The organism is Azospira sp. (assembly GCF_030247495.1).
Taxonomy (GTDB): domain Bacteria; phylum Pseudomonadota; class Gammaproteobacteria; order Burkholderiales; family Rhodocyclaceae; genus Azospira; species Azospira oryzae.
The window spans coordinates 40,461-61,703 of the sequence record NZ_JAOTRW010000012.1; the positions used below are offsets into that span (position 1 = coordinate 40,461).

Annotated in this window: 20 protein-coding genes; 16 read left to right on the forward strand and 4 right to left on the reverse strand. The window is 70.1% G+C overall.

Going from position 1 to position 21,243, the window contains the following annotated elements:
* The first annotated feature begins 3 nt into the window (after positions 1–3).
* From OEL49_RS16455 to menB, 3 genes are all read left to right on the forward strand, one after another.
* Complete coding sequence (locus tag OEL49_RS16455; protein WP_014237927.1) at positions 4–378, forward strand: SMR family transporter; 375 nt, start codon at positions 4–6, stop codon at positions 376–378.
* 276 nt (positions 379–654) lie between these two features.
* Positions 655–1,563 (forward strand): polysaccharide deacetylase family protein, encoded by a 909-nt coding sequence (locus OEL49_RS16460; RefSeq protein WP_205231246.1) that lies wholly within the window; start codon positions 655–657, stop codon positions 1,561–1,563.
* A 92-nt stretch (positions 1,564–1,655) separates the two neighbouring features.
* Positions 1,656–2,486 (forward strand): 1,4-dihydroxy-2-naphthoyl-CoA synthase, encoded by an 831-nt coding sequence (gene menB / locus OEL49_RS16465; RefSeq protein ID WP_287875716.1) that lies wholly within the window; start codon positions 1,656–1,658, stop codon positions 2,484–2,486.
* 27 nt (positions 2,487–2,513) lie between these two features.
* Here menB and OEL49_RS16470 read toward each other — a convergent pair whose 3' ends face one another.
* Positions 2,514–3,131 carry a cytochrome b/b6 domain-containing protein gene (locus OEL49_RS16470; RefSeq protein ID WP_287875718.1) on the reverse strand — a complete coding sequence of 206 codons (618 nt, stop codon included), beginning with the start codon at positions 3,129–3,131 and terminating at the stop codon, positions 2,514–2,516.
* A 133-nt stretch (positions 3,132–3,264) separates the two neighbouring features.
* Between OEL49_RS16470 and menC the strand changes: the two genes are divergently transcribed.
* The 7 genes from menC (at position 3,265) to OEL49_RS16505 (ending at position 11,365) form a co-directional block, all read left to right on the forward strand.
* Positions 3,265–4,329 carry an o-succinylbenzoate synthase gene (gene menC, locus OEL49_RS16475; RefSeq protein ID WP_287875721.1) on the forward strand — a complete coding sequence of 355 codons (1,065 nt, stop codon included), beginning with the start codon at positions 3,265–3,267 and terminating at the stop codon, positions 4,327–4,329.
* 126 nt (positions 4,330–4,455) lie between these two features.
* The gene (locus OEL49_RS16480; RefSeq protein WP_287875723.1) at positions 4,456–5,136 is read left to right on the forward strand and encodes a hypothetical protein; all 681 of its coding nucleotides are present in this window, start codon (positions 4,456–4,458) and stop codon (positions 5,134–5,136) included.
* Positions 5,137–5,297: 161 nt separating this feature from the next.
* The gene (locus OEL49_RS16485; RefSeq protein ID WP_014237935.1) at positions 5,298–5,612 is read left to right on the forward strand and encodes a HigA family addiction module antitoxin; all 315 of its coding nucleotides are present in this window, start codon (positions 5,298–5,300) and stop codon (positions 5,610–5,612) included.
* A gap of 47 nt (positions 5,613–5,659) precedes the next feature.
* Positions 5,660–7,093, forward strand: a complete 1,434-nt coding sequence (locus tag OEL49_RS16490; RefSeq protein ID WP_287875727.1) for a class I adenylate-forming enzyme family protein — start codon at positions 5,660–5,662, stop codon at positions 7,091–7,093.
* Entirely contained in the window at positions 7,090–8,529 is a 1,440-nt protein-coding gene (locus OEL49_RS16495; protein ID WP_287875729.1) for an isochorismate synthase, read from the forward strand. Before OEL49_RS16490 ends, OEL49_RS16495 begins: the two co-directional genes overlap by 4 nt.
* A gap of 18 nt (positions 8,530–8,547) precedes the next feature.
* Complete coding sequence (menD, locus tag OEL49_RS16500; RefSeq protein WP_287875732.1) at positions 8,548–10,323, forward strand: 2-succinyl-5-enolpyruvyl-6-hydroxy-3-cyclohexene-1-carboxylic-acid synthase; 1,776 nt, start codon at positions 8,548–8,550, stop codon at positions 10,321–10,323.
* Positions 10,324–10,522: 199 nt separating this feature from the next.
* Positions 10,523–11,365 carry an alpha/beta hydrolase gene (locus tag OEL49_RS16505; RefSeq protein WP_287875734.1) on the forward strand — a complete coding sequence of 281 codons (843 nt, stop codon included), beginning with the start codon at positions 10,523–10,525 and terminating at the stop codon, positions 11,363–11,365.
* Between the two features lie 12 nt (positions 11,366–11,377).
* On the opposite strand, the gene OEL49_RS16510 is transcribed toward OEL49_RS16505, so the two are convergent.
* From OEL49_RS16510 to OEL49_RS16520, 3 genes are all read right to left on the reverse strand, one after another.
* A complete protein-coding gene (locus OEL49_RS16510) occupies positions 11,378–12,139 on the reverse strand; it encodes a YdcF family protein (protein ID WP_287875736.1) in 762 nt (253 codons plus the stop codon).
* 246 nt (positions 12,140–12,385) lie between these two features.
* Positions 12,386–14,335: a propionate--CoA ligase gene (locus OEL49_RS16515; RefSeq protein ID WP_083833987.1), complete on the reverse strand. Its 1,950-nt coding sequence runs from the start codon at positions 14,333–14,335 to the stop codon at positions 12,386–12,388.
* A gap of 41 nt (positions 14,336–14,376) precedes the next feature.
* A complete protein-coding gene (locus OEL49_RS16520) occupies positions 14,377–15,543 on the reverse strand; it encodes a response regulator (protein WP_130458679.1) in 1,167 nt (388 codons plus the stop codon).
* 242 nt (positions 15,544–15,785) lie between these two features.
* On the opposite strand from OEL49_RS16520, the gene OEL49_RS16525 reads away from it, so the two are divergent.
* From OEL49_RS16525 to OEL49_RS16550, 6 genes are all read left to right on the forward strand, one after another.
* The gene (locus tag OEL49_RS16525) at positions 15,786–16,307 is read left to right on the forward strand and encodes a C40 family peptidase (protein ID WP_014237943.1); all 522 of its coding nucleotides are present in this window, start codon (positions 15,786–15,788) and stop codon (positions 16,305–16,307) included.
* A 175-nt stretch (positions 16,308–16,482) separates the two neighbouring features.
* The gene (locus tag OEL49_RS16530; protein WP_014237944.1) at positions 16,483–17,505 is read left to right on the forward strand and encodes a Fe(3+) ABC transporter substrate-binding protein; all 1,023 of its coding nucleotides are present in this window, start codon (positions 16,483–16,485) and stop codon (positions 17,503–17,505) included.
* Between the two features lie 108 nt (positions 17,506–17,613).
* Complete coding sequence (locus OEL49_RS16535) at positions 17,614–18,033, forward strand: hypothetical protein (RefSeq protein ID WP_014237945.1); 420 nt, start codon at positions 17,614–17,616, stop codon at positions 18,031–18,033.
* Positions 18,034–18,158: 125 nt separating this feature from the next.
* Positions 18,159–19,529 carry a TolC family protein gene (locus OEL49_RS16540; RefSeq protein WP_287875741.1) on the forward strand — a complete coding sequence of 457 codons (1,371 nt, stop codon included), beginning with the start codon at positions 18,159–18,161 and terminating at the stop codon, positions 19,527–19,529.
* 4 nt (positions 19,530–19,533) lie between these two features.
* Positions 19,534–20,076, forward strand: a complete 543-nt coding sequence (locus OEL49_RS16545) for a hypothetical protein (RefSeq protein ID WP_287875744.1) — start codon at positions 19,534–19,536, stop codon at positions 20,074–20,076.
* Positions 20,073–21,242, forward strand: a complete 1,170-nt coding sequence (locus tag OEL49_RS16550; protein ID WP_287875746.1) for an efflux RND transporter periplasmic adaptor subunit — start codon at positions 20,073–20,075, stop codon at positions 21,240–21,242. The genes OEL49_RS16545 and OEL49_RS16550 overlap by 4 nt, the downstream gene beginning before the upstream one ends.
* Position 21,243 lies beyond the last annotated feature (1 nt).

Here is a 21,243-nt window from a genome sequence, read left to right on the forward strand (position 1 = left end):
GGCATGAACGCCATCAGCTTTTCCCTGATCCTGGCCGGCGTCATCCTCAACGCCGCCGGGCAACTGCTGCTCAAGGCCGGCACCAACGCCGTCGGCCACTTCGATTTCCACCTGGACAACGTCCTGCCCATCGGCCTCAAGCTGGCCTTCAACCCCTTCATCCTCTCCGGCATGGTGGCCTACGGCGTCAGCCTGGTGGTGTGGATCATGGCCCTCTCCCGGGTGCCCGTCTCCATCGCCTACCCCATGCTCTCCATCGGCTACGTCATCAATGCCTTCATCGCCTGGCACTGGTTCGGCGAAGCCCTCAGCGCCCAGAAGCTCCTCGGCATCGGCTGCATCGTCCTCGGCGTGTACGTCATCACCCGCTCCGCCTGAAGTCCGTCAGAAAGGCGTCAGTAGATACCCTTACAATTGAGGCTGTCCTCTCCTCCAAGACGGACAGCTGTACTTTCAACGCGCTCCGGACCCAACGCCGGAGCGCGTTTTTTCATTGGCGGATGCCATTCCCTACGCCTTTCCTGAGCTTTTCCGTCCACACGGCCACCGCAAACGGCCGGAATGAAACTACAATCTCCCCCCGGCCGCTGCGCAAGACGGCGCCGATCCCATTCCGGCCGCGACGGCCTCTCCAGTCAGACCCGAAATCGCCCCATGTCCCAGCCCAAACTCGCCCTCAAGATCAATGTCGACACCCTGCGCGGCGCCCGCGTCGGCGTGCCCCGCCTGGTGGAAGCCCTGCAGAAGCACGGCGCCCAGGCCACCTTCTTCTTCTCCCTGGGCAAGGACAACACGGGCTACGTGCCGCCCCGCACCACGCCGGCCGGGCAGAAGAGCTTCTCCCGCCTGGAGCGCTACGGCTTCACCAGCCTGCTCTACGGCGCCTGGATTCCCGCTCCCGAGATCGGCCGCCGCGCTGCCCACATCCTGCGGGCCGTGCATGAGGCCGGCTTCGAGACCGGCATCCAGAGCTGGGACCGGGTGATGTGGCAGAAGAAGCTGGCCCAGGCCGACAACGAATGGGTGGAAGTGGAAATGGCCAAGGCCGCCAAGCGCTACGAGGACATTCTCGGCCAGCGCCCCGCCGCCGGCGCCGCCAGCGGCTGGCAGACCACCCGCCACGCCCTGCGCCTGACCCAGCGGCTGGGCCTGGCCTACGCCAGCGACACCCGGGGCACCGGCCCCTACCTGCCGGTGATCGAGGGCGAGCTGGTCAATTGCCCCCAGCTGCCCACCACCCTGCCGACGGCGGAAGAAATGGTGGGCCGGGACGGCATCACCGCCGAAACCTATGCCGATCGCCTGCTGGCCCTGACCCACGATGCTCCCGACAACGGCCACGTATTCACCCTGCACGCCGAACTGGAAGGCATGAAGCTGCTGCCCGAGTTCGAGCGTCTCCTGGCCGGCTGGAAGGAACAGGGCTACGAACTGGTGGCCTGCCGCCAGATGGTGGACGCCCTGGACCGGGACATGCTGCCCCGTTGCCAGGTGACCCGGGGCGAAGTGCCGGGCCGGGCCGGCCAGCTCATGCAGCAGGGGCCGGAATTCCTCATGGGCTGAAGGCCTGCCACCCGGGCGGTGCCAGATCAAATCGCCGCGCCGCCCGGGCCGTTATACTGGCGCCTTCTTTCCCCATCCCCGCGCCAGACGCCATGATCCGACCCGCCCTGCCCTGGGTTGCCCAGGCCGACTACTCCGACATCCGTTACGAAACCTGTGACGGCATCGCCAAGATCACCATCAACCGGCCCGAGCGGCGCAACGCCTTCCGCCCGGAGACGGTGATGCAGCTCATCGACGCCTTCCACCGGGCCCACCGGGACAACGCCGTGGGCGCCATCATCCTCACCGGCGAAGGGCCCGACGCCTTCTGCGCCGGCGGCGACCAGAAGGTGCGCGGCGACGACGGCGGCTACCACGACGAAAGCGGCACTCCCCACCTCAACGTGCTCGACCTGCAGATGCAGATCCGCCGCCTGCCCAAGCCCGTGGTGGCCATGGTGGCCGGCTATGCCATCGGCGGCGGCCACGTGCTGCATCTGGTGTGCGACCTTTCCATCGCCGCCGAAAACGCCTGCTTCGGCCAGACCGGCCCCCGGGTCGGCAGCTTTGACGCGGGTCTTGGCGCCGGCCTCATGGCCCGCACCATCGGCATGAAGCGGGCCAAGGAAATCTGGTTCCTCTGCCGCCAGTACGACGCCGCCCAGGCCCTGGACTGGGGCCTGGTGAACACGGTGGTGCCGGTGGAAAAGCTGGAGGAGGAAACCGTGGCCTGGTGCCAGGAAATGCTGCGCCTCTCGCCCATGGCCCTGCGCATGCTGAAAGCCGGCTTCAACGCCGACACCGACGGCCTGGCCGGCATCCAGGAACTGGCGGGCAACGCCACCGGCCTCTTCTACATGACCGAGGAAGGCCAGGAAGGGCGCGACGCCTGGCTCGAACGCCGCCCGCCAGACTTCGGCAAATACCGCAAGCGGCCGTAAAAAAAGGGACCCGCCGGGTCCCTTTTTTCATACTGCGGATTGCGCCTGCTGCGACTCGTCCGTCACCCGGTACTGGTAGCCGCTGACCATGGACTGGGCCATGGGCGCGCCGCGGCGCTCGTGCCAGATCAAGGCGCCGATGTGCACGGCGATGAAGGCCCACACCAGATTGGCGCCCAGCTCATGCACTTCCTTGAAGCTGTGGGCCAGCTCCCTGGTGATGCCGCCATCGGCCAGGGGCCCCAGCTGGAAGTAGCCGGCATCGGCCACCAGCCCGGTGGCGCCCATGCCGATCAAGACCGCGTAGAGCCCCAGGTAGGCCAGGCTGGCCCAGGCGTCGTGGCCGAAGGCGCCGGCATCGGCCTTCTGGCGGCGCAACCACACGGAGACGTGGAAAAAGTCGCTCCAGCGGGCCCGTTGCGGCCCCACCAGGCCCCACAGCAGACGCAGCCCCAGGCCGGCGATGAGGCCGTAGCCAAGCAGCACGTGGCCGTGCCACACCGCCTCCCGCACCGCCCCCTTCTCCAGGGCCTCGGCCCCCAGTTCGGTGGCGAACAGCAGCACGATGGCCAGGGCGTTGAACCAGTGCAAGAGGCGCAGCAGGGGGTCGAACACCCGCTGGCGGCGGTAGGTCACGGTTTCCATGGAACACTCCACAACAGGATGATGCCTGCAGCCTAAGGCCCGATCCTTAAGCCCGCCTTAAGCGCACCGCATCCGCACTCATCCGCCCCGCCAGCCCCTCCCGGCAGCCGGAGCAACCCGCTACACTCCGCCCATGACCCTGCGCGCCTTCACCTTCGTGCCCTACCGCCTGCCCTTCCGCCAGCAATGGCGCAGCGCCGCCGGCGGCCTCGACCAGCGGGAAGGCTGGCTGGTGCGCCTGGAAGATGAAGACGGCGGCTATGGCTACGGCGACTGCGCCCCCCTGCCCGGCATCGGTACGGAACCCCCCGCCGCCGCGGCCGCCGCCCTGGCCCAATGGCAGCAACGCTTCAGGGGGCAGGAGGCGGCCGCCGCCCTGGAAGCCCTCAACGACGCCGCCAGCTTCGACACCCCCGCCGCCCGGGCCGGGGTCGAAAGCGCCCTGCTCGACCTGCTGGCCCGGCGCAACGGCCGCTCCCTCAACGCCAGCATCCGGGGCTGCGACTGCCGCCAGCGGGTGCGGGTCAACGCCAGCCTGGGCAGCCTCGGCCCGCATACGGCAGATGCCCTGGAATCCGCACTGGAAGCCGGCTTCCAGGTACTCAAGCTGAAGATCGGCCTGGCGCCTGCCTCCCAGGAGATACCCCTGGTCCAGGCCCTGTGCCGACGCCTGCCCGCCGGCAGCACCCTGCGCCTGGACGCCAACCGGGCCTGGCAGGAAGGCGATGCCCGATCCTGGCTCGACGCCCTGGCCGGCCTGCCCATCGACGCCCTGGAAGAACCCCTGGCCCAGCCCAGCGCCCCGGCCTGGGCCGCCCTGCAAGTCCGGGCCGCCTTCCCCCTGGCCCTGGACGAATCCCTGGCCGACCTGCCCCAGGCCGCCCTCTTCGACGGCACCGTGCGCCGCCTCATCCTCAAGCTGCCCCGCCTCGGCGGCTTCCTCCCCGCCGTCGCCCTGGCCCAGCGCTTCGCCGCCGCCGGCGGCGACTGCGTCGTCACCAGCAGCCTGGAATCCGCCTGCGGCCTCCTCGCCGCCGCCCATCTGGCCGCCGCCCTCGGCGGCGATCTGGCCCACGGCCTGGCCACCGCTGAATGGCTGGCGACGGACCTGGGCGCCCCGCCCCCCGTCGCCGCCGGCTACCTCACCCTCCCCGCCGGCCCCGGCCTCGGTTTCCAGCCCTTCGCCACGCCGGCCTGAGGCGCCCGCCCGCCGCGGCGACCGCCGGCAGTTGCGTCCCGGCCCTCGACATTCATGCCAATGGCAAATATGCTGCATTCCTGCCATCCTCCGGGACCGACCCGGAGTCCCCAGGAGCCACCATCCATGCGCCATCTGCACCTGATCGCCCTTGCCGCCCTCGCCCTGCTCCTGGGCACCGCCGCCCATGCCCGGGAATACGGAACCTACGATCCCAAACGCCTGCTGACGGTGACGGAAACCCCCTCGGGCAAGAAATACGGCTTCGACGGCGCCTATCTGGACCAGATGCTGAACGACCTGGCCGCCCACGCCAAAAACTACCCGCCCCAGTTCGACACGCCCCAGGACCGGCAACGGGCCACCCAGGACATCAAGGTCATTTCCGGCATGCTCGACACCCTGGTCAATGTGCCCAACCCCAATCCCGACCTGCTGCTCCGCGCCGCCCACCTGAACGGCATGGGCCACAACCTGGAGATTCCCGGCGCCGCCGACAAGGCCAACGCCCTGTTCCAGCGCCTGCTGCAGCTGGAGCCGGCCCATCCCCGGGGCAACTACCTGTACGGGACTTTCCTGGCCGGCGCCGGCAAACCCCGGGAAGCCCTCCCCTACCTGGAAAAGTCCCTGGCCGCCGGCATCGCGGATGCCGCCTTCACCCTGGGCATGGCTCACCTCAGCCTCAAGGACCAGGACGGCGCCCTCAAGTACCTGGAAGACTACAAGCGCCGCCGCCCGGGCGACGCCAATGCGGACCGCTTCATCGACGCCATCCGCAACGGCCGCATCGAGATCAGGAGCCGCTAGGCCCAATCACTACCGCCCCCGCGCTCCACCGATTGCGGCTCCCCCTATCCACCTCAGTTGCTTCCGACGTTCTCTTTGTCCATTCTGAACTGTGCATCCTGCAGTACAGACTGATAAATTCCCCCCTGAACGAATACCGGCTATTGGGGAGTGAACAGCCAATGGAAAAATCTGGACAACCTACGCAACGCAATCAAGCACCGTCCGGGCCTGCAGGCAATGGGCATTTGCTTGACGAAATCTCCCCGGGCGAAATACTCCTCGAAGAGTTCATGAAGCCCTCAGGTCTTTCACGCGCTGAATTGGCAAGAAGAACAGGGCTCTCGGCATCCCTCGTCAGCAAAATCGTCAGTGGCAACAGCTCCATTACCAGCAACAGTGCCGCCAAGCTGGCTGGCTATTTTTCAACCTCCCCTGCTATGTGGCTGAACTTGCAGCGGGAATACAGGAAGCGCCTGGCCCGTTCCCAGATTTGACCCACATCGTGTAGCCCCCCGCCGGCCCTGCGTATAATCAGGCGCTGATGAACCCTGCGCCTTTCATTGATCCCCACGAGCCCCTGGACTGGCTCGGTCCCCTGTCCGAAGATCCGCTCCAGCTGGTCACCTCCGACGGTGCCTGGCGGCGTGGGGCATTGGTGGCGGATTGCAGGGCATTGGCCGCTGCGCTCCTTGCCTGGGGCGCTGCTCCCGGCACCATCCTCCTCGTTCCCCTGCCCGCTCCGGACCTGGCCCGGCTGTTTTTCGCCTGCGCCCGGGCCGGCATCACCCTCTTTCCCCTGGACCCGACCACTTCGCCGCAACGCCGCGCCGCCCTGCTGGCCCTGGCCGGCCCCCGGGGCCGTCTGCTGGAGGCCCTGCCGTCGGCCGCAGCGATTGCGGCGACGGCTACCAATCCCTTGCCACCGCTGCCCGCGGCTGCCCAGCCGGCCCTGGTCATCGCCACCAGCGGCAGCGAGGGCGAGCCCAAGGGCGTGGTGCTGAGCCACGCCAACCTGGCGGCGGCGGCGGATGCCTCGGCCGAGCGCCTGCCCCTGGGCCCGGGCGACACCTGGCTGGCCTGCCTGCCCCTGCATCACATCGGCGGCGTCTCCATCCTCGCCCGCTGCGCCCGCAGTGGCGCCACGGCCCGGGTGCTGGACCGCTTCACGGTGGAGGCGGTGGCCGCGGCCCTGGCCGCAGGGAACATCACCCACCTGTCCCTGGTGCCGGCCATGCTCGACCGGCTGCTGGAGGCCGGCGTTTCCCCGGGTAATCTGCGCTACGTGCTGATCGGCGGCGCCGCCCTTTCCGCCCCCGTCTTCCGCCGCGCCACGGCTGCCGGCTGGCCCCTCTGCGTCAGCTACGGCCTTTCCGAATGCGCCGCCCAGGTGGCGACCTGGGTCCATCCGCCCCCCGATGCCTGGCAGGAGGGCCGGGTCGGCGCGCCCCTGGCCGGCTGCCGTGTCGAGCTGGATCCGCAAGGACGGCTGCGCCTGGCCGGGCCCCAGGTGATGTGGGGCTATCTCAATCCAGAGCTGGAGCCGGGCCGGGGCCTGACGGACGGCGCCCTGCTCAGCGGCGACCTGGCCCGCCTGGAGGCGGATGGCAGCCTGACCCTGCTGGGCCGGGCCGACGACATGCTGGTCAGCGGCGGCGTCAATGTGCATCCGGCCGAGGTGGAGGCGGTGCTGCTGGCCTGCCCCGGCGTGCGCGACGCGGCGGTGACGGCCCTGCCCGACCCGGTGTGGGGCGACCGGCTGCTGGCCCTGGTGGTGGGCGACTCCGCCGCCATGGACGACGCCGGCCTGCACCGCTGGTGCGCCGAACGCCTGCCCTCGCCGCGCCGGCCCCGGCTGATCCAGCGGGTCGCCAACCTGCCGCGCAACCCCATGGGCAAGCTGCAACGCCCGGCCCTGCGGCAGCTGGCCCAACAACTGGCCCAGGACGGGCTGCTGGCCCCAGGGGATGCGCCATGAGCCGCCCCCAGGCCCACCCCGCCGCCGACAGCGCCAGCCTCAGCCAGCGCTATCCTGGCCTGGCCGGGGAACTGGCGGCTCTGGCCGCCCAGGCCCGCCCCACGGACCTCCTCAGCCTGTGCCTGCCGGCGCCCCCGTTGCCCATGGCCGGCCCCCTGCCTTACATCGCAGCCCCCGACAGCCTGGCCTGGCAGCGGCCGGACGACGCCTGGCTGGCCCTGGGTGCCGCCTGCACCGTGGAAAGCGCCGGGCCGGGCCGCTTCACCGCCCTCAACGGCGCCTGGCAGGGCCTGGCGGCCCGCTGGCAGATTGCCACCATGTCGCAAAGCAGTAATGGCAGCGGCGACCTCCAGGCGCCCCTGGCCCACCTGGGCTTTGCCTTCTACGACGCCAGCGGCGACAGCCCCCTGCCGAACGCCCGCCTGCGGGTGCCCGCCCTGCTGCTGAGGCGCCGGGCCGGTCGCCAGACCCTGGTCCTCACCTGCCCCGCCCATGGCGCCGCCCAGGCCATGGCCGGCTGGGAGGCCCTGTGGCAAACGCTGGAACGGACCCTGCTGTCCCAACCCGCGCCGCTGGCCGCGCTCCACCTGCAACGGCCACCGGCACCCCTGCCCGAGCAGGCCTTCGTCGCCCGCACCCGGGCCGCCCTGGCCGCCATTGCCCGGGGCGAGCTGGACAAGGTGGTGCTCTCCCGCCGCGTCGCCTTCGAGGCCGACAGCCCCCTGGAAGCGGCCGCCGTCTTCGCCGCCCTGGCGGCCCAGCAGGCCGACAGCAGCGTCTTCGCCGTCGGCCACCGGGCCGGCACCTTCCTCGGCGCCACGCCGGAGCGGCTCCTCAGCCTGCAGGACGGCCGGCTGCACACCGAAGCCCTGGCCGGCACCGGCTGGGGCCGGGCCGACGCCCCCCTGACCTCGGACAAGAACCAGCGGGAACACGGCTGGGTGGCCGAGGCCATCCGCCACACCCTGGCCCCCCTCTGCGCCGAACTGCAGGCCGCCCCGGCGGAAGTGCTGCAGCTGCCCGGCGGCAGGCGCCACGCCGGCCTCAGCCATCTGCGCACCCCCTTCCACGGCCGTCCGGCGCCCGGAGTCGGCCTTTTCGACCTGGCCGCCAGGCTCCATCCCACCCCCGCCGTCGGCGGCTGGCCGGCGGCCCCGGCCCGGGAATGGCTGCAGGCCCACGGCGAGGAACGGCCCCTGTGGTACAGCGGCGGCCTGGGCTGGATCGACGCCGCCGGCAACGGCACCCTGGCCGTGCCCCTGCGCTGCGCCGACCTGCGCGGCAACCGGGCCGAACTCCAGGCCGGCGCCGGCATCGTCGCCGGCTCCGCCGCGGAACAGGAACTGGCCGAAACCGAGGCCAAGCTCGCCACCATGCTGGAGGCCCTGGCACCCTCGGCCCCAGCCCCTGCCGCCGCCAGCCGCCGCGGCGCCTAACCTCACGGTCCTTCGCCCATGAACGCCACCGGCACCACCAACTATCTCTGGTCCCGCCACTTCGCCGCCGCCCTGGCCGGCGCCGGGCTGGCCCATGTCGTCATTTCCCCCGGCGCCCGCTCCACCCCCCTGACCCTGGCCTTCCTGCGGCAGGCGGGCGTGCGCTGCCACGTGCTGGTGGACGAGCGCTCCGCCGCCTTCTTCGCCCTGGGCCTGGCCAAGGCCACGGAACTGCCGGTGGCCCTGGTGTGCACCTCCGGCTCCGCCCCGGCCCACTGGCTGCCCGCCGTGATCGAGGCCGACGCCGGCCGGGTGCCGCTGCTGCTGCTCTCCACCGACCGGCCGGCGGAACTGCACGGCTGGGGTGCCAACCAGACGGTGGCACAGGCCGGCCTGTTCACCGGCTTCGTCCGCGCCGCCCACGCCCTGGCGACGCCGGAGGAAGGTTTCCTGCCGCGCCAGGTGCATACCCTGGCGGCCCGGCTCCTGGCCGAATGCCGCTGGCCCTGCCCGGGGCCGGTGCATGTCAATCTGCCCTTCCGCGAGCCCCTGCTGCCGCCCGCCGCCAAGCTGGCGGCCAGCCCGGACCTGGGCCCGGTCCATCCGCCGGAGGCGCCGCCGCCCCTGGTGCTGCCGGCGCCCCACGCCGTGGCCCAGGCCGCGGCCCGTCTCTCCGGGCGCCCGGGGCTGATCCTGGCCGGCGCCCTGCCGCCGGGCAGCGCCGGCCCCGACTACGCCCGGGCCGTGGCCGCCCTGGCCCGGGCCCTGGATTGCCCGGTGCTGGCCGAGCCCCTTTCCGGCCTGCGCCACGGCGCTGCCGGGCTTGAGGCCGACAGCCGCCCCGACAGCCATCATTTCCTCGCCCACGGCGAAGCTCTGGTGCAGGATGCCGCCTTTGTCGCCGCCCAGGCCCCGGCCTGGATCCTGCGCTGCGGCGACGCCCAGGTGAGCCGCTCCCTGCAGACCTGGCTCAGCCAGTGCCTGGACCAGGGCACCGAACTGCTGCTGCTGGAAGGCGAAGGCCGCTGGCCCGACCCGGAACGGGGCACCACCCTGCTGTTGCGGGGCGACACCGCCGCCACCCTGGCGGCCCTGGCCCAGGCAGTGGCGGCCAAGGCACCGCCGGCCTGGATGCAGGCCTGGCGCGCCGCCGAGCAGCGGGCCGGGGAGCTGGCCCGGGCCGCCCTCGACGCGGCCGGCGACGACCTGTGGGAAGGGGCCGTGGTGGCCGACCTGCTGGCGGCCCTGCCGGCGGAGAGCCGCCTCTTCTGGGGCAATTCCATGGCGGTGCGGGACGGCGATTCCTTTTCCGGCCTCTCGGCCAAACCCCTGGAGGAGCATGGCAACCGGGGCTGCAGCGGCATCGACGGCCAGCTGTCCACGGCCCTGGGCCTGGCGGCGGCAGGCAGCGCCGAAGGCCGTTACAGTGCCGCCCTCCTCGGCGACCTGGCCGCCCACCACGACCTCAATGCCCTGGCCGCGGCCCGGGAGCTGGATTGCCTGCTGGTGGTGGTGAACAACGGCGGCGGCGGCATTTTCGAATATCTGCCGGCCCGGGCCCTGCCCGAATACGAGACGGGCTGGCTGACCCCGATGCCCCTCGTCCTGGCCCATGGGGCGGCGGCCTACGGGGTGCCTTACCGCCGGGCCGCATCCCGCGCCGAGTTCCAGGCAGCCATCGCCGAGGCCGTTGCCACGGGCGGCCCCTGGCTGGTCGAGGCGGTGGTCGAGCGGTCGGAGAGCGTCGCCCGGCACCGGGCCTACTGGCAGGCGGTGAGCGGCAGCGAGAGCTGAAGCGAGGGACGGGCCAATGGGCGCGTGACGGTCGCAGCGCCGGCGATCGGCGCCGCCAGGAGTCGTAGTGGCAACGCGGCTGGCGCCTGGGATGGCGCCGGCGGCAGGGTCAGCCCCCGGTCAGCGGAGGGTCAGAGGTGGGTCAGTCCCGGGGGCTAGCATGGCGCGCCATAAGCCGATCAACGGCTAGGAGAGTGACTTGCCCCACCCGCTTCCCCCCGGCGACGACACCGCCGTCCTGCTGCTGCACGGCCTCTACAGCAACCCCAACGAAATGTCCCCCCTCGGCAAGGAGCTGGAAAAAGCCGGCTACCGCGTCGCCATTCCCCATTTGCAGGGCTATACGGTGTGCGCCGAGGACGTGCTGGACCGCCGCTTCGCCCGCAGCCCCTGGGAGGACTGGTACGCCCAGGTGGAAACGGTCTTCGACGAACTGCGGCGGCAGCATCGTCGCGTCGTCGTCGGCGGCCTGTGCATCGGCGCCGACCTGGCCCTGCACCTGGCGGCCCAGCGGGGCCTGCAGGTGGCGGCGGTGCTGGCCCTGGCCACCACCCTTTACTACGACGGCTGGGGCATTCCCTGGTACAGCTTCCTCCTGCCCCTGGGCTACTACACGCCCCTGCGCCACATCTACACCTATCGGGAACGGGCCCCCTTCGGCCTGAAGAATCCCCGGGTACGGGCCCGGGTGGAACGGGACATGCGGGAACGGGAAGTCTCCGCCGCCGGCGCCTCGGAGTTGCCTCTCAACGGCATCTACCAGGCCCAGCGCCTGATCGGCAGCATCAAGAAGGAATTACCCCAGGTGGTCAGCCCCACCCTGGTGATCCACTCCCGGGAAGACGACGTGGCCAGCCTGCGCAGCCCGGAGCAGGTATACCGCCGCATCAGCGCCGAGCGCCGGCGCAAGGTGGTGCTGGACGACAGCTACCACATCATCACCCTGGACAACGAACGGCGCCGGGTCAGCGGCGAGGCGCTGGATTTTCTCGCCCAGGTGCTGGGCGCGCCGGCTGCGGCCCGGCTGCCCCAGGCCGCCTGACAAGCGGCCGGCTCAGCCCCGCAGCCAGTACCAGAAACGCCCCAGCCATTCGTGCAGGGCGGTGCGCGAGGCGCGCAGGCCGTCGGCCTGGGGCAGGTAGTCCAGGGCCGTGGGCACGCCGCCCTGGAACAGGGTCGGCATGGGCACCACTTCCAGGCCCGCCCGGCTGAAGGCCAGGGCCGCCCGGGGCAGGTGCCAGGCGTGGCTGACCAGCAGGACCCGGGACACGCCGGCCTCCTTGAGCAGGGCCGCCGTCTTCAGGGCATTCTCCCGGGTGTTGTCCGACTCGCCTTCGACCCAGCGCACCGGCACCTTGAATTCGTCCCGCAGCACTCGGGCCATGGCCTCGGCCTCGCTCACCTCGCCGCCGTCCGGTGTGCCGCCGGTGACCAGCAGCGGCAGGCCGGTCTGGCGCTGCAGCTGCCCGGCGTAGCGCAGGCGGACCAGGGTCTCGTTGCCCACCGTGTCGCCGCCGTATTCCGGCGCTTCCCGGTAGCGGCCGCCGCCGAGGACGACAATGGCGCCGGCACCCTTGGCCTTTTCCAGCACCTGCTCCGGCACCACCGGCGGCGCCTCCAGGCGCTGCACCAGGGCACGGCCCACCACCGGCAGGGACAGCACCAGCAGCAGCAATCCCCCCGTCAGTCCCAGGCTCATGGCCAGCTGGGGGCGTCGCTGTCGGAAGAGGAAGGCCAGCAGCAGGAGCCCCAGACCGTTGCCCGGCGGCAACAGAAAGGTAGCCACCAGATTGGTGGCGAGCCAGGACGTGGACATCGCTTGTTTTCCTCCCCAGGAAGGGGCCGCCGGCACCGCGCCGGCCTGCCGCCTATGACGTTTGGCAGACAGTGTAGCCGTTTGCCGCCCCGAGGGGGAGCCCCTGCCGCAACCGGCCGGCAGGCCGCTGCGGAGCGCGGCCATCTGGGCCCTTCCTGCCTGATGCCGGCCTGACGCCGGCGGCGAATGTCCAAAAAAAAGCCCGCTGCAGCGATGCAGCGGGCTTTTTGCCGGAGGCCGGCGGGATCAGGCGCTGAGGGCGGCCTTGATCTGCTCCAGGGCGGTGGGGTCCTCGATGGTGGTGAGGTCGCCCGGATCCCGGCCTTCGGCCAGGGCCTGGATGGAACGGCGCAGCAGCTTGCCGGAACGGGTCTTGGGCAGGCCGGAGATGAAGTACACGCGGCCGGGACGGGCGATGGCGCCCAGGGTCTCGTCCACCCGCTTCATCACTTCCTTCTCCAGGGCCGCCACCAGTTCGGGAGTGGCAATCTTGGAGGCGTCCTTGACCACGGCGAAGGCCACCGGCAGCTGGCCCTTGAGGGCGTCGTTCACACCGACCACGGCCACTTCGGCCACGGCGGGGTGACCCTGCACGGCTTCCTCGATTTCCCGGGTGCCGAGGCGGTGGCCGGCGACGTTGATGACGTCGTCGGTACGGCCCAGGATGAAGTGGTAACCCTCGTCATCCTTGATGGCCCAGTCGTAGGAGGAGTAAACCAGCGGTTCCTTGAACAGGCTGAAGTAGGTGTTCACGAAACGCTCGTCGTCGCCCCACACGGTGGTCAGGCAGCCGGGCGGCAGGGGCGGCACCACGCCCAGGATGCCCTTCTCGTTGGCGTCGCACTCGGAACCGTCTTCGCGGAAGATGCGCACGTCGTAGCCATAGACCGGGAAGGACGGGGTGCCGTACTTGATCTTGGTGTCTTCGACGCCGCGCACGGTGGACAGCATGGGCCAGCCGGTTTCGGTCTGCCAGTAGTTGTCGATCACCGGCAGCTTCAGCTCGCCCATGATCCATTCGTGGGTCGGCTGGTCCAGGGGCTCGCCGGCCAGGAACAGGTGCTTCAGGCTGGAGAGGTCGTACTTGTGCAGGAAGGCGGGGTCGTGCTTCTTCAGCACCCGGGCAGCGGTGGGGGCGGAGAACATCACATTGACCTTGTACTTCTCGACGATCTGCCACCAGATGCCGGCGTCCGGACGGATCGGGGTGCCTTCGTACATGATGGTGGCCATGCCGCCGATCAAGGGGCCGTAGATGATGTAGGAGTGACCCACCACCCAGCCGATGTCGGAAGTGGAGAAGAAGGTCTCGCCGGGCTTGCCGCAGTAGATGTGCTTGATGGAGGAAGCCAGGGCCACGGCGTAGCCGCCGGTGTCACGCTGCACGCCCTTGGGCTTGCCGGTGGTGCCGGAGGTGTACAGGATGTAGGAGGGGTCGGAAGACTCCACCCAGGTCACGGGCACCTGGGCGTCCATGAACTGGGCGCGCAGGGCGGCGTAATCCACGTCCCGGCCTTCGACCTTGTTGAAGGCCTTGTCCAGGCCCCGGTCCACCATCAGCACCTTGCCGGGCTTGTGCTCGGCCTGGTTGATGGCGTCGTCCAGCAGGTGCTTGTAGGGCACGGCCTTGCCGCCGCGCATGCCGGCGTCGGAGGAGACGATCAGCACCGGCTTGGCATCGTCGATGCGGGTAGCCAGGGAGCCGGAGGCGAAGCCGCCGAAGACCACGGAGTGGATGGCGCCGATACGGGCACAGGCCAGGATGGCGAAGCAGGCTTCGGCAATCATGGGCATGTAGATCAGGACGCGGTCGCCCTTCTTGACGCCCAGGCTCTGGTAGATGGCGGCCATGCGCTCGACTTCGCGCTGCAACTCGGCGAAGGAGTAGACCTTCTCCACGTCGGTTTCGGTGGAGATGAAAATCAGGGCGTTGTCGTTGGGGCGGGTCTTGGCGTGGCGATCAACGGCGTTGTAGCACAGGTTGGTCTGGCCGCCGACGAACCACTTGGCAAACGGAGGACGGGAGTAATCGCAGACCTGGTCGAAAGGCTTGTGCCAGTCGATCAGTTGGGCCTGCTCGCTCCAGAAGGCATCCGGTTGTTCGATGGAACGACGATGAAACTCTTTGTAGCTGGTCATAAAACTCCCTCTAGCGTTTGCGTCCTGCACTACTTTGGTTTGCTGATTATTTTTTATGGGGTGGATTCGAGGCTGATCTCGTCCTGTTCTATTTTCACCTAGGGCGCATCCCCACCCGGATTGCGGTTGCCCTGGGGTTCCCCCGACGCCTGGAATTTGGACTCCGGTACGTCTGCGGAAGGCCCGTATTGTAATTCATAATTAAGAAAGCTAAGGAGGGGCATCAAGGCCTTGGCCAAAGCCGCCGCCTGGGGCCGCAATTCCTCGTCCTGCCCGGCGGCCAGCATGGCCAGGGCCTGGTCGACGCTGACCGCCGCACCGCCGCGCACCGCCGCCGGTTCAACGGCAGGCGCCGGCGCCACGGCCCGGTTGCCGCCGGCAGCGGCCGCCGCCGCCCGCCGCGCCTCGGCCATGGCCAGCAGGCTGGTGGCGCTGGGCGCCCCGTCCAGGGGGAAGCTGGCGATGCCGATGCTGATGGTGAGGGGCAGACGCTGGCCGTGCACGGCGATGTTGGAAGTTTCCACCGCATGGCGCAGGCGGTTGGCGAAGGCCTCGCTGGCCGCCCCCGGGGTGCCGGGGGAGACGATGGCGAAGGTGGTATCGGAATAGTGGCCCAGGCTGTCTTCCTTGCGGATGTTGCCGGCCAGGAGCTTGGCGAAGCGTTCCTGCAGCTTGTCCACCAGGGCGCCGCCGTATTGGGCGGTATAGCGTTCCAGGGAATCGAAGCCCAGCACCAGCACGCTGGCGGGGGCCTGCTGCCGCCCGGCCAGGGAGAGGGCCTGTTCGGCCTGGGCTTCCAGATAGGCCCGGGTGAACAGGCCGCTGTGGGGATGGCGCAGCTGCTGGTCCTGGTGACTGTGCAGGGCCTGCTCGGCCTGGCCCAGGCGCACCAGGGAATCGACCCGGGCCAGCAGCTCGGCGGTACCGATGCCCTTGGTGATGAAATCGTTGGCTCCCAGGGCCAGGGCCTTGTCCCGGGACTCCTCGTCCTCCTCGCCGGAGATCATGATCACCGGCAGCTGGCGCAGGCGGCTGACCTTGGAATCCCGGATGCGGGCCAGCAGGTCGAAGCCATCCATCACCGGCATGGACAGGTCGGAAATGACGGCCTGGATGTCGTGGTCCAGCACCAGGGTCTGCCAGGCGGCCTCCCCGTCGCCCTCCTCCCGGATCTCGTAGTGCCCTTTCAGGTGCTTGATGATGGAAGCCCGCACCATGCGGGAATCGTCCACGATCAAGATTCTGGGATGGGGTGCTTCGGTCATGGTCTTTCCTGTTGGCTCATGGGGTCCGGGGCAAGCAGGGACGGCGCGGGCGCAGGGGCGGCACCGCCAGGCAAGGCCTGCGCAGCCCACCGGGGTCCCGGGATTATAACCACGGCGCCGCGCCCCGGCGGCGGGGCCGGCGTAAAAGCGGCTTTACCCCCGGCTGCCGAATGTGACAGAAGCTTTGTACGTATATGACCTTAGGTTTACAACTGGCTGATTTTCCAATAAAGTCCGGCCCCATGCTGAATAAAAAACAGCTCGCAGCTTCCCTCCTGGCCCTGTTCATCGGGGTTCTGGCCAACACCGGCACCGCCACGGCGGATGAATTCAGGATGGAGCCCCGCGGGGAGGAACCCACCTTTTTCAAACGCTACACCAGCGGCGTCCAGGACCTGATCATCAAGGGCCTGGAGTTCGTTGGCGTGCGTTACGTTCGCGGCGGCAACACGCCGGATTCCGGCCTGGACTGCAGCGGCTTCGTGCGTTACGTCTTCCAGGACTCCCTGGGCCTCAACCTGCCCCGCACCGCCAAGGAAATGAGCCAGGTGGGCGAGCAGGTCGCCAGCAACGACCTCAAGCCGGGCGATCTGGTGTTCTTCAACACCATGCGCCGCGCCTTCTCCCACGTCGGCATCTACCTCGGCAACAACCAGTTCGTCCATTCCCCCCGCCCCGGCGGCGAAGTGCGGGTCGAGGACATGCGCCAGAGCTACTGGGTGGCCCGCTACAACGGCGCCCGCCGCGTCACCGAACAGCAGTAACGCAACACCACCACCTCCCTGACAAAGCCGGCCGATGCCGGCTTTTTTGTTGCCCGCGCCCCGGCCACCGCTGTCGCGACCACCGGTTACAGCACAAGAAACATTCTCATTTACACAAGACTCAAGCCTGACTAGAATCTGACACTTACCTGACCAACCCGTGCTGGAGTTCTCCATGACCCTGCGTCTCCCCCTTCTCGCCGGCGCCCTGGCCGCAGCCCTGTCCCTCAATCTGCAGGCCGCCGAGGAAAACGTGCTGAACCTCTATTCCGCCCGCCATTACCAGACCGACGAAAAGCTCTACGAGAATTTCAGCAAGCAGACCGGCATCAAGATCAACCGCATCGAAGGCAAGGAAGAGGAACTGCTGGAGCGCATCAAGAACGAAGGTGCCAACAGCCCTGCCGACGTGCTGTTGACGGTGGACGCCTCCCGCCTGGCCCTGGCCCACGAACTGGGCCTGTTCGCCCCGGTCAAGTCCAAGGTCCTGGAATCCCGCATCCCGGCCAATCTGCGCACCGACGACTGGTTCTCCTTCTCCACCCGGGCCCGGGTCATCGTCTATAACAAGAGCGCCGTGAAGGCCGAGGACGTGCAGAACTACGACGACCTGGCCAACCCCAAGCTCAAGGGCCAGGTTTGCACCCGCTCCGGCTCCCACCCCTACAACCTGTCCCTGATGGCCTCCATCATCGCCAACCAGGGCGAGGCCAAGGCCGAAGCCTGGGCCAAGGGCGTGGTGGCCAACTTCGCCCGCGCCCCCAAGGGCGGCGACACCGACCAGATCAAGGCCGTGGCCGCCGGCGAATGCGGCGTCACCGTCTCCAACACCTACTACGTGGCCCGCCTGCTGCGCTCCGACAAGGCCGAGGACAAGAAGGTCATGGAAAAGGTCGGCGTCGTCTGGCCCAACCAGAAGACCAGCGGCACCCACATCAACGTCTCCGGCGCCGGCATGCTGAAGAACGCACCGCACAAGGCCGCCGCCGTGAAGTTCCTCGAGTACCTGGCCTCCGACGAAGCCCAGCGCTACTTCGCCGACGGCAACAACGAATGGCCGGTGGTGGCCAGCGTCAAGGTCGGCAACCCGGCTCTGGAAAGTCTCGGCAAGTTCAAGGCCGACGCCCTGCCCGTGGGTTCCCTGGCCATGTACCGGGCCAAGGCCCAGATCCTCTTCGACCGGGCCAACTACCGCTGATCCGAAGCGGCGCCAGGCGGATGCCCCTGGGGGACATCCGCCGTTTTTGATCCCGTTTTTGATCCATCTCCATGGTCAAAACCGCTTCCGGCGCCTAGAATGCCTCCCATGCGACTCACCGCCCTCCTCACCACTGCCATCGCCCGCGGCCTCCTGGCCGTGATGCTGGCCGGTTTCCTGACGCCGACCTTCGGCTGGGAAATGGTGAGTGCGGCCGCGCCCCACGACCATGCCGCCGTGGCCGAGCACCACCACGGCGACCAGGGTGCCCACGACAGCCTGCAGCACACCCACCACGACCAGGACTGCGCCCCCCAGCACCACGCCGCCGGCGACGACGGCCAGGGCCAGCCGGGCCATCACCACTGGTGCGCCGGCCACGTTTTCGGCCACCTCATCGGCCTCACCGCCGACGCCACCCTACCGGCCGCTGCCGGCAAGGACGTGCGCCCCCCGGCCATCGCCGCCCGCTATCTCTCGCCCATTCCCCTGGGCCTGGAACGTCCCCCCCGCTCCTTCTCCGCCTGAAGTCCGGCGGCAATTCCCGTTGAGCCAGCCCGTGCTGCCGACGCCCTGAAAGGCGCCGCGCCGCCTGCGCCCGTGACCTCACCGCGGAGTACCGCCGGTTTTTCCCTGCCTCACCGGAGAAAACCATGCGGAAGACCGCAACCGCCCCCCATCCGGGGCACCCCGTCCGCCTTCGCGTTCACCATCGCGCCCGCCTGCTGCCGGCCCTGCTCGCCCTGAGCCTGGGCCTCGGCCTGGGATTCCTGTCCCCTGCCCGGGCCGCGGAGCCTGCCGTCGCCCCGGCAACGGCACCCCTGCCCGCCTCGCCCCTGGCCCGGGCCTTTGCCGCCGCCTGGGAGCGCCAGCCCCTGGCTGCCGCCCTGCCCCAACGCCAGGATGCCGCCCGGGCCCAGCAGGAAGCCGCCGACTCCCTTTTGGCCCAGCCGCCGAGCCTGGACCTGTCCACCCGCACCGACCGCTACAACCGGGACCGGGGCGCCCGGGAAGTGGAAACGGGCATTGCCCTGCCCCTCTGGCTGCCCGGCGAGAAGGACGGCACCCGGGCCCTGGCCGATGCCCGCAAGGAAGCCCTGGACGCCCGCACCCTGGCCGCCCGCCTGCAACTGGCTGCCGAACTGCGCAGCGCCTGGTGGGCCTGGCAGCAGGCCGGCCAGGACCAGCAGGTGGCCCAGGCCCGGGCCGACAACGCCGCCCGTCTCGCTTCTGATGTGGAACGGCGGATGAAGGCCGGCGACCTTTCCCGGGCCGACCTCAACCAGGCCCAGGGCGCCCAGGCGGCGGCCCAGGCGGCCCTGGCCGAAAGCCGGGTGGCCGCCCTGGCCGCGGCCCGCCGCCTGCAAAGCCTCACCGGCCAGCCCCCCAAGCCGGCCGACGGCCCACCCCAGACCGAACCGGAACCGGCCGCCAACGCCCTGCCTGGGAGCCTCGCGGATGAGGATGGCGCCGACGCCGAAGGCGCCGCCAGCGGCCACCCCTTGCTGCAGGATCTGGCCCAGCGCAGCGCCGTTTCCCGCCGGGCCCTGGAACTGGCCTCCCGCCAGACCCGGGCCAATCCGGAAATTGCCATTTCCACCCGCCGCGACCGCAGCGCCGCCGGCGAGATGACGGACCAGACCTGGGCCCTGGCCCTGCGCCTGCCCTTCTCTTCGACCCCGCGCAACCAGGCCCGCATCGCCGAAGCCAACGCCGACCTAATCGAGGCCGAAACCCAGCTGCGCCTGGAACGGCAGCGCCTGGCCCAGGAGGGCGAGACCGCCCGGGCCCAGCTCGATGCGGCCCGCCTGCAGCTGGCGGCGGCAGAAACCCGGGCCCGGCTGGCGGCGGAAAACCGGGGCTTCTACGACAAGTCCTTCCGTCTCGGCGAAGCGGACCTGCCCACCCGCCTGCGCATCGAACTGGAAGCCTTCGAGGCCGAGCGCCAGGCGGTGCGCTCCCGCATCCAGGCGGCCGCCGCCCTTTCCCAACTGCGCCAGGCCCTGGGCCTGCTGCCGGAGTAAAGCCATGTTGCGACTGATATCCCCCCTGCTCCTCTGCCTCGCCCTGGCCGCCCCGGCCCGGGCCGACGGCCCCGCCGCCCCTGCCGGCAGCCCCGCCCCCAGCCCCCGGGTGGAAGCCGTCTCCGACCAGTTCGAACTGGTGGGCCGGCTGCGTCCCGAAGGGCTGGTGCTGTGGCTGGACCGCAGCGCCGACAACGCCCCGGTGCTCAACGCCCGGCTGGAAGTGGAAAGCGGCAGCCAGAGCGCCGTCGCCACCTTCCGCCCCGAGCACGGCGACTACCTGCTCGGCGACGCCGCCCTGCTGCCCGCCCTGCAACAGGCCGGCGAGCACAGCCTGACCTTCACCCTGAGCCTGCCCGCCGCCGAGGGACAGGCGGAAGAAAGCGACCTGCTGCTGGGGGACCTGGACGTACATGAGGATCACGCCCTGGCCTCCAGCCCAATATCCACGGCCCTGCTGGCCGGCCTTGCCCTGGCAGCCGCACTGTTGCTGGGCCTTGGCCTGGCCTGGCGCCGCCGCCAGCAACGACAAGGAGGTGCCGCATGAGCGCCCGTAGAATCCCGTCCCGCCTGCTGCTGCAGGCATCCCTCGCCGCCTGCCTGGGCGCCGCCCTGGCCCTGCCGGCCATGCCCCTGCAGGCCCACGAAGGCCACGGCGACGAAGCCGCCGCCCCGGTCTCCGGCGATGCGCCCCGGCGCCAGGCCGACGGCAGCGTCTTCCTGCCCAAGGCCAGCCAGCGCCAGATCGAGATCCGCACCCTGCCGGTCACTCCCGGCCCCCTGCCCCGCACCCTGGAGCTGAACGCCACGGTGATCATGGACCCCCACAAGGGCGGCCGCGTCCAGTCCATGCTGGCCGGGCGCCTGGAGCCGGGTCCGGCGGGTCTGCCCAGCGTCGGCCAGAAGGTGCACAAAGGCCAGGTGCTGGCCTACGTGGTGCCCAGCGCCGGCCAGATCGAGCGTTCCAACCAGAGCGCCCTGCTGGCCGAGCTGCAGGCCGCCCGCAGCCTGGCGGAAAAGCGCCTGGCCCGGCTGCAGGAGCTGGCCGACACGGTGCCGCGCAAGGACATCGAGGCGGCCGAGAGCGAGGTGAAGAGCCTCAAGGGCCGCATCGCGGCGGTGGGCGGCGGCCTCTCCAACCGGGACACCCTGGTGGCGCCGGTGACCGGCGTCATCGCCGCCGCCAACGGCATGGCGGGCCAGATCGTGGAGGCCCGGGACATCATTTTCGAGGTGGTGGACCCGGACAGCCTGCACATCGAGGCCATGGCCTACACGCCCCTGGCCGCCGAAGCCATCGAGGCGGCCAGCGTCGCCGTCAGCGAAGGCGGCGCCGGGGCCGGGCCGGCCGCGCCCCGGGTCATTCCCCTGGAATTCCTCGGCGCCGGGCGGCGCCTCAAGGAGCAGGCCTTGCCGGTGATCTTCGACAACCACAGCACCGGCGTCGGCCAGTGGCTGGCCCTGGGCCAGCCGGTGAAGGTCCAGGTGCGTCTCAAGGGCACCCTGGAGGCGGCCGCCGTGCCGGCCACGGCCCTGGTGAAGAATCCCAGCAACGAGACCATCCTCTGGGTCAAGCGCAGCCCCGAGCTGTTCGAGCCCCGGGCCATCCGCTACCAGCCCCTGGACGGGGCCCGGGTGGCGGTGACCCAGGGCCTGGCCCCGGGCGACCGGGTGGTGGTGCAGGGCGCCCCCCTGCTCAACCAGGTGCGCTAGG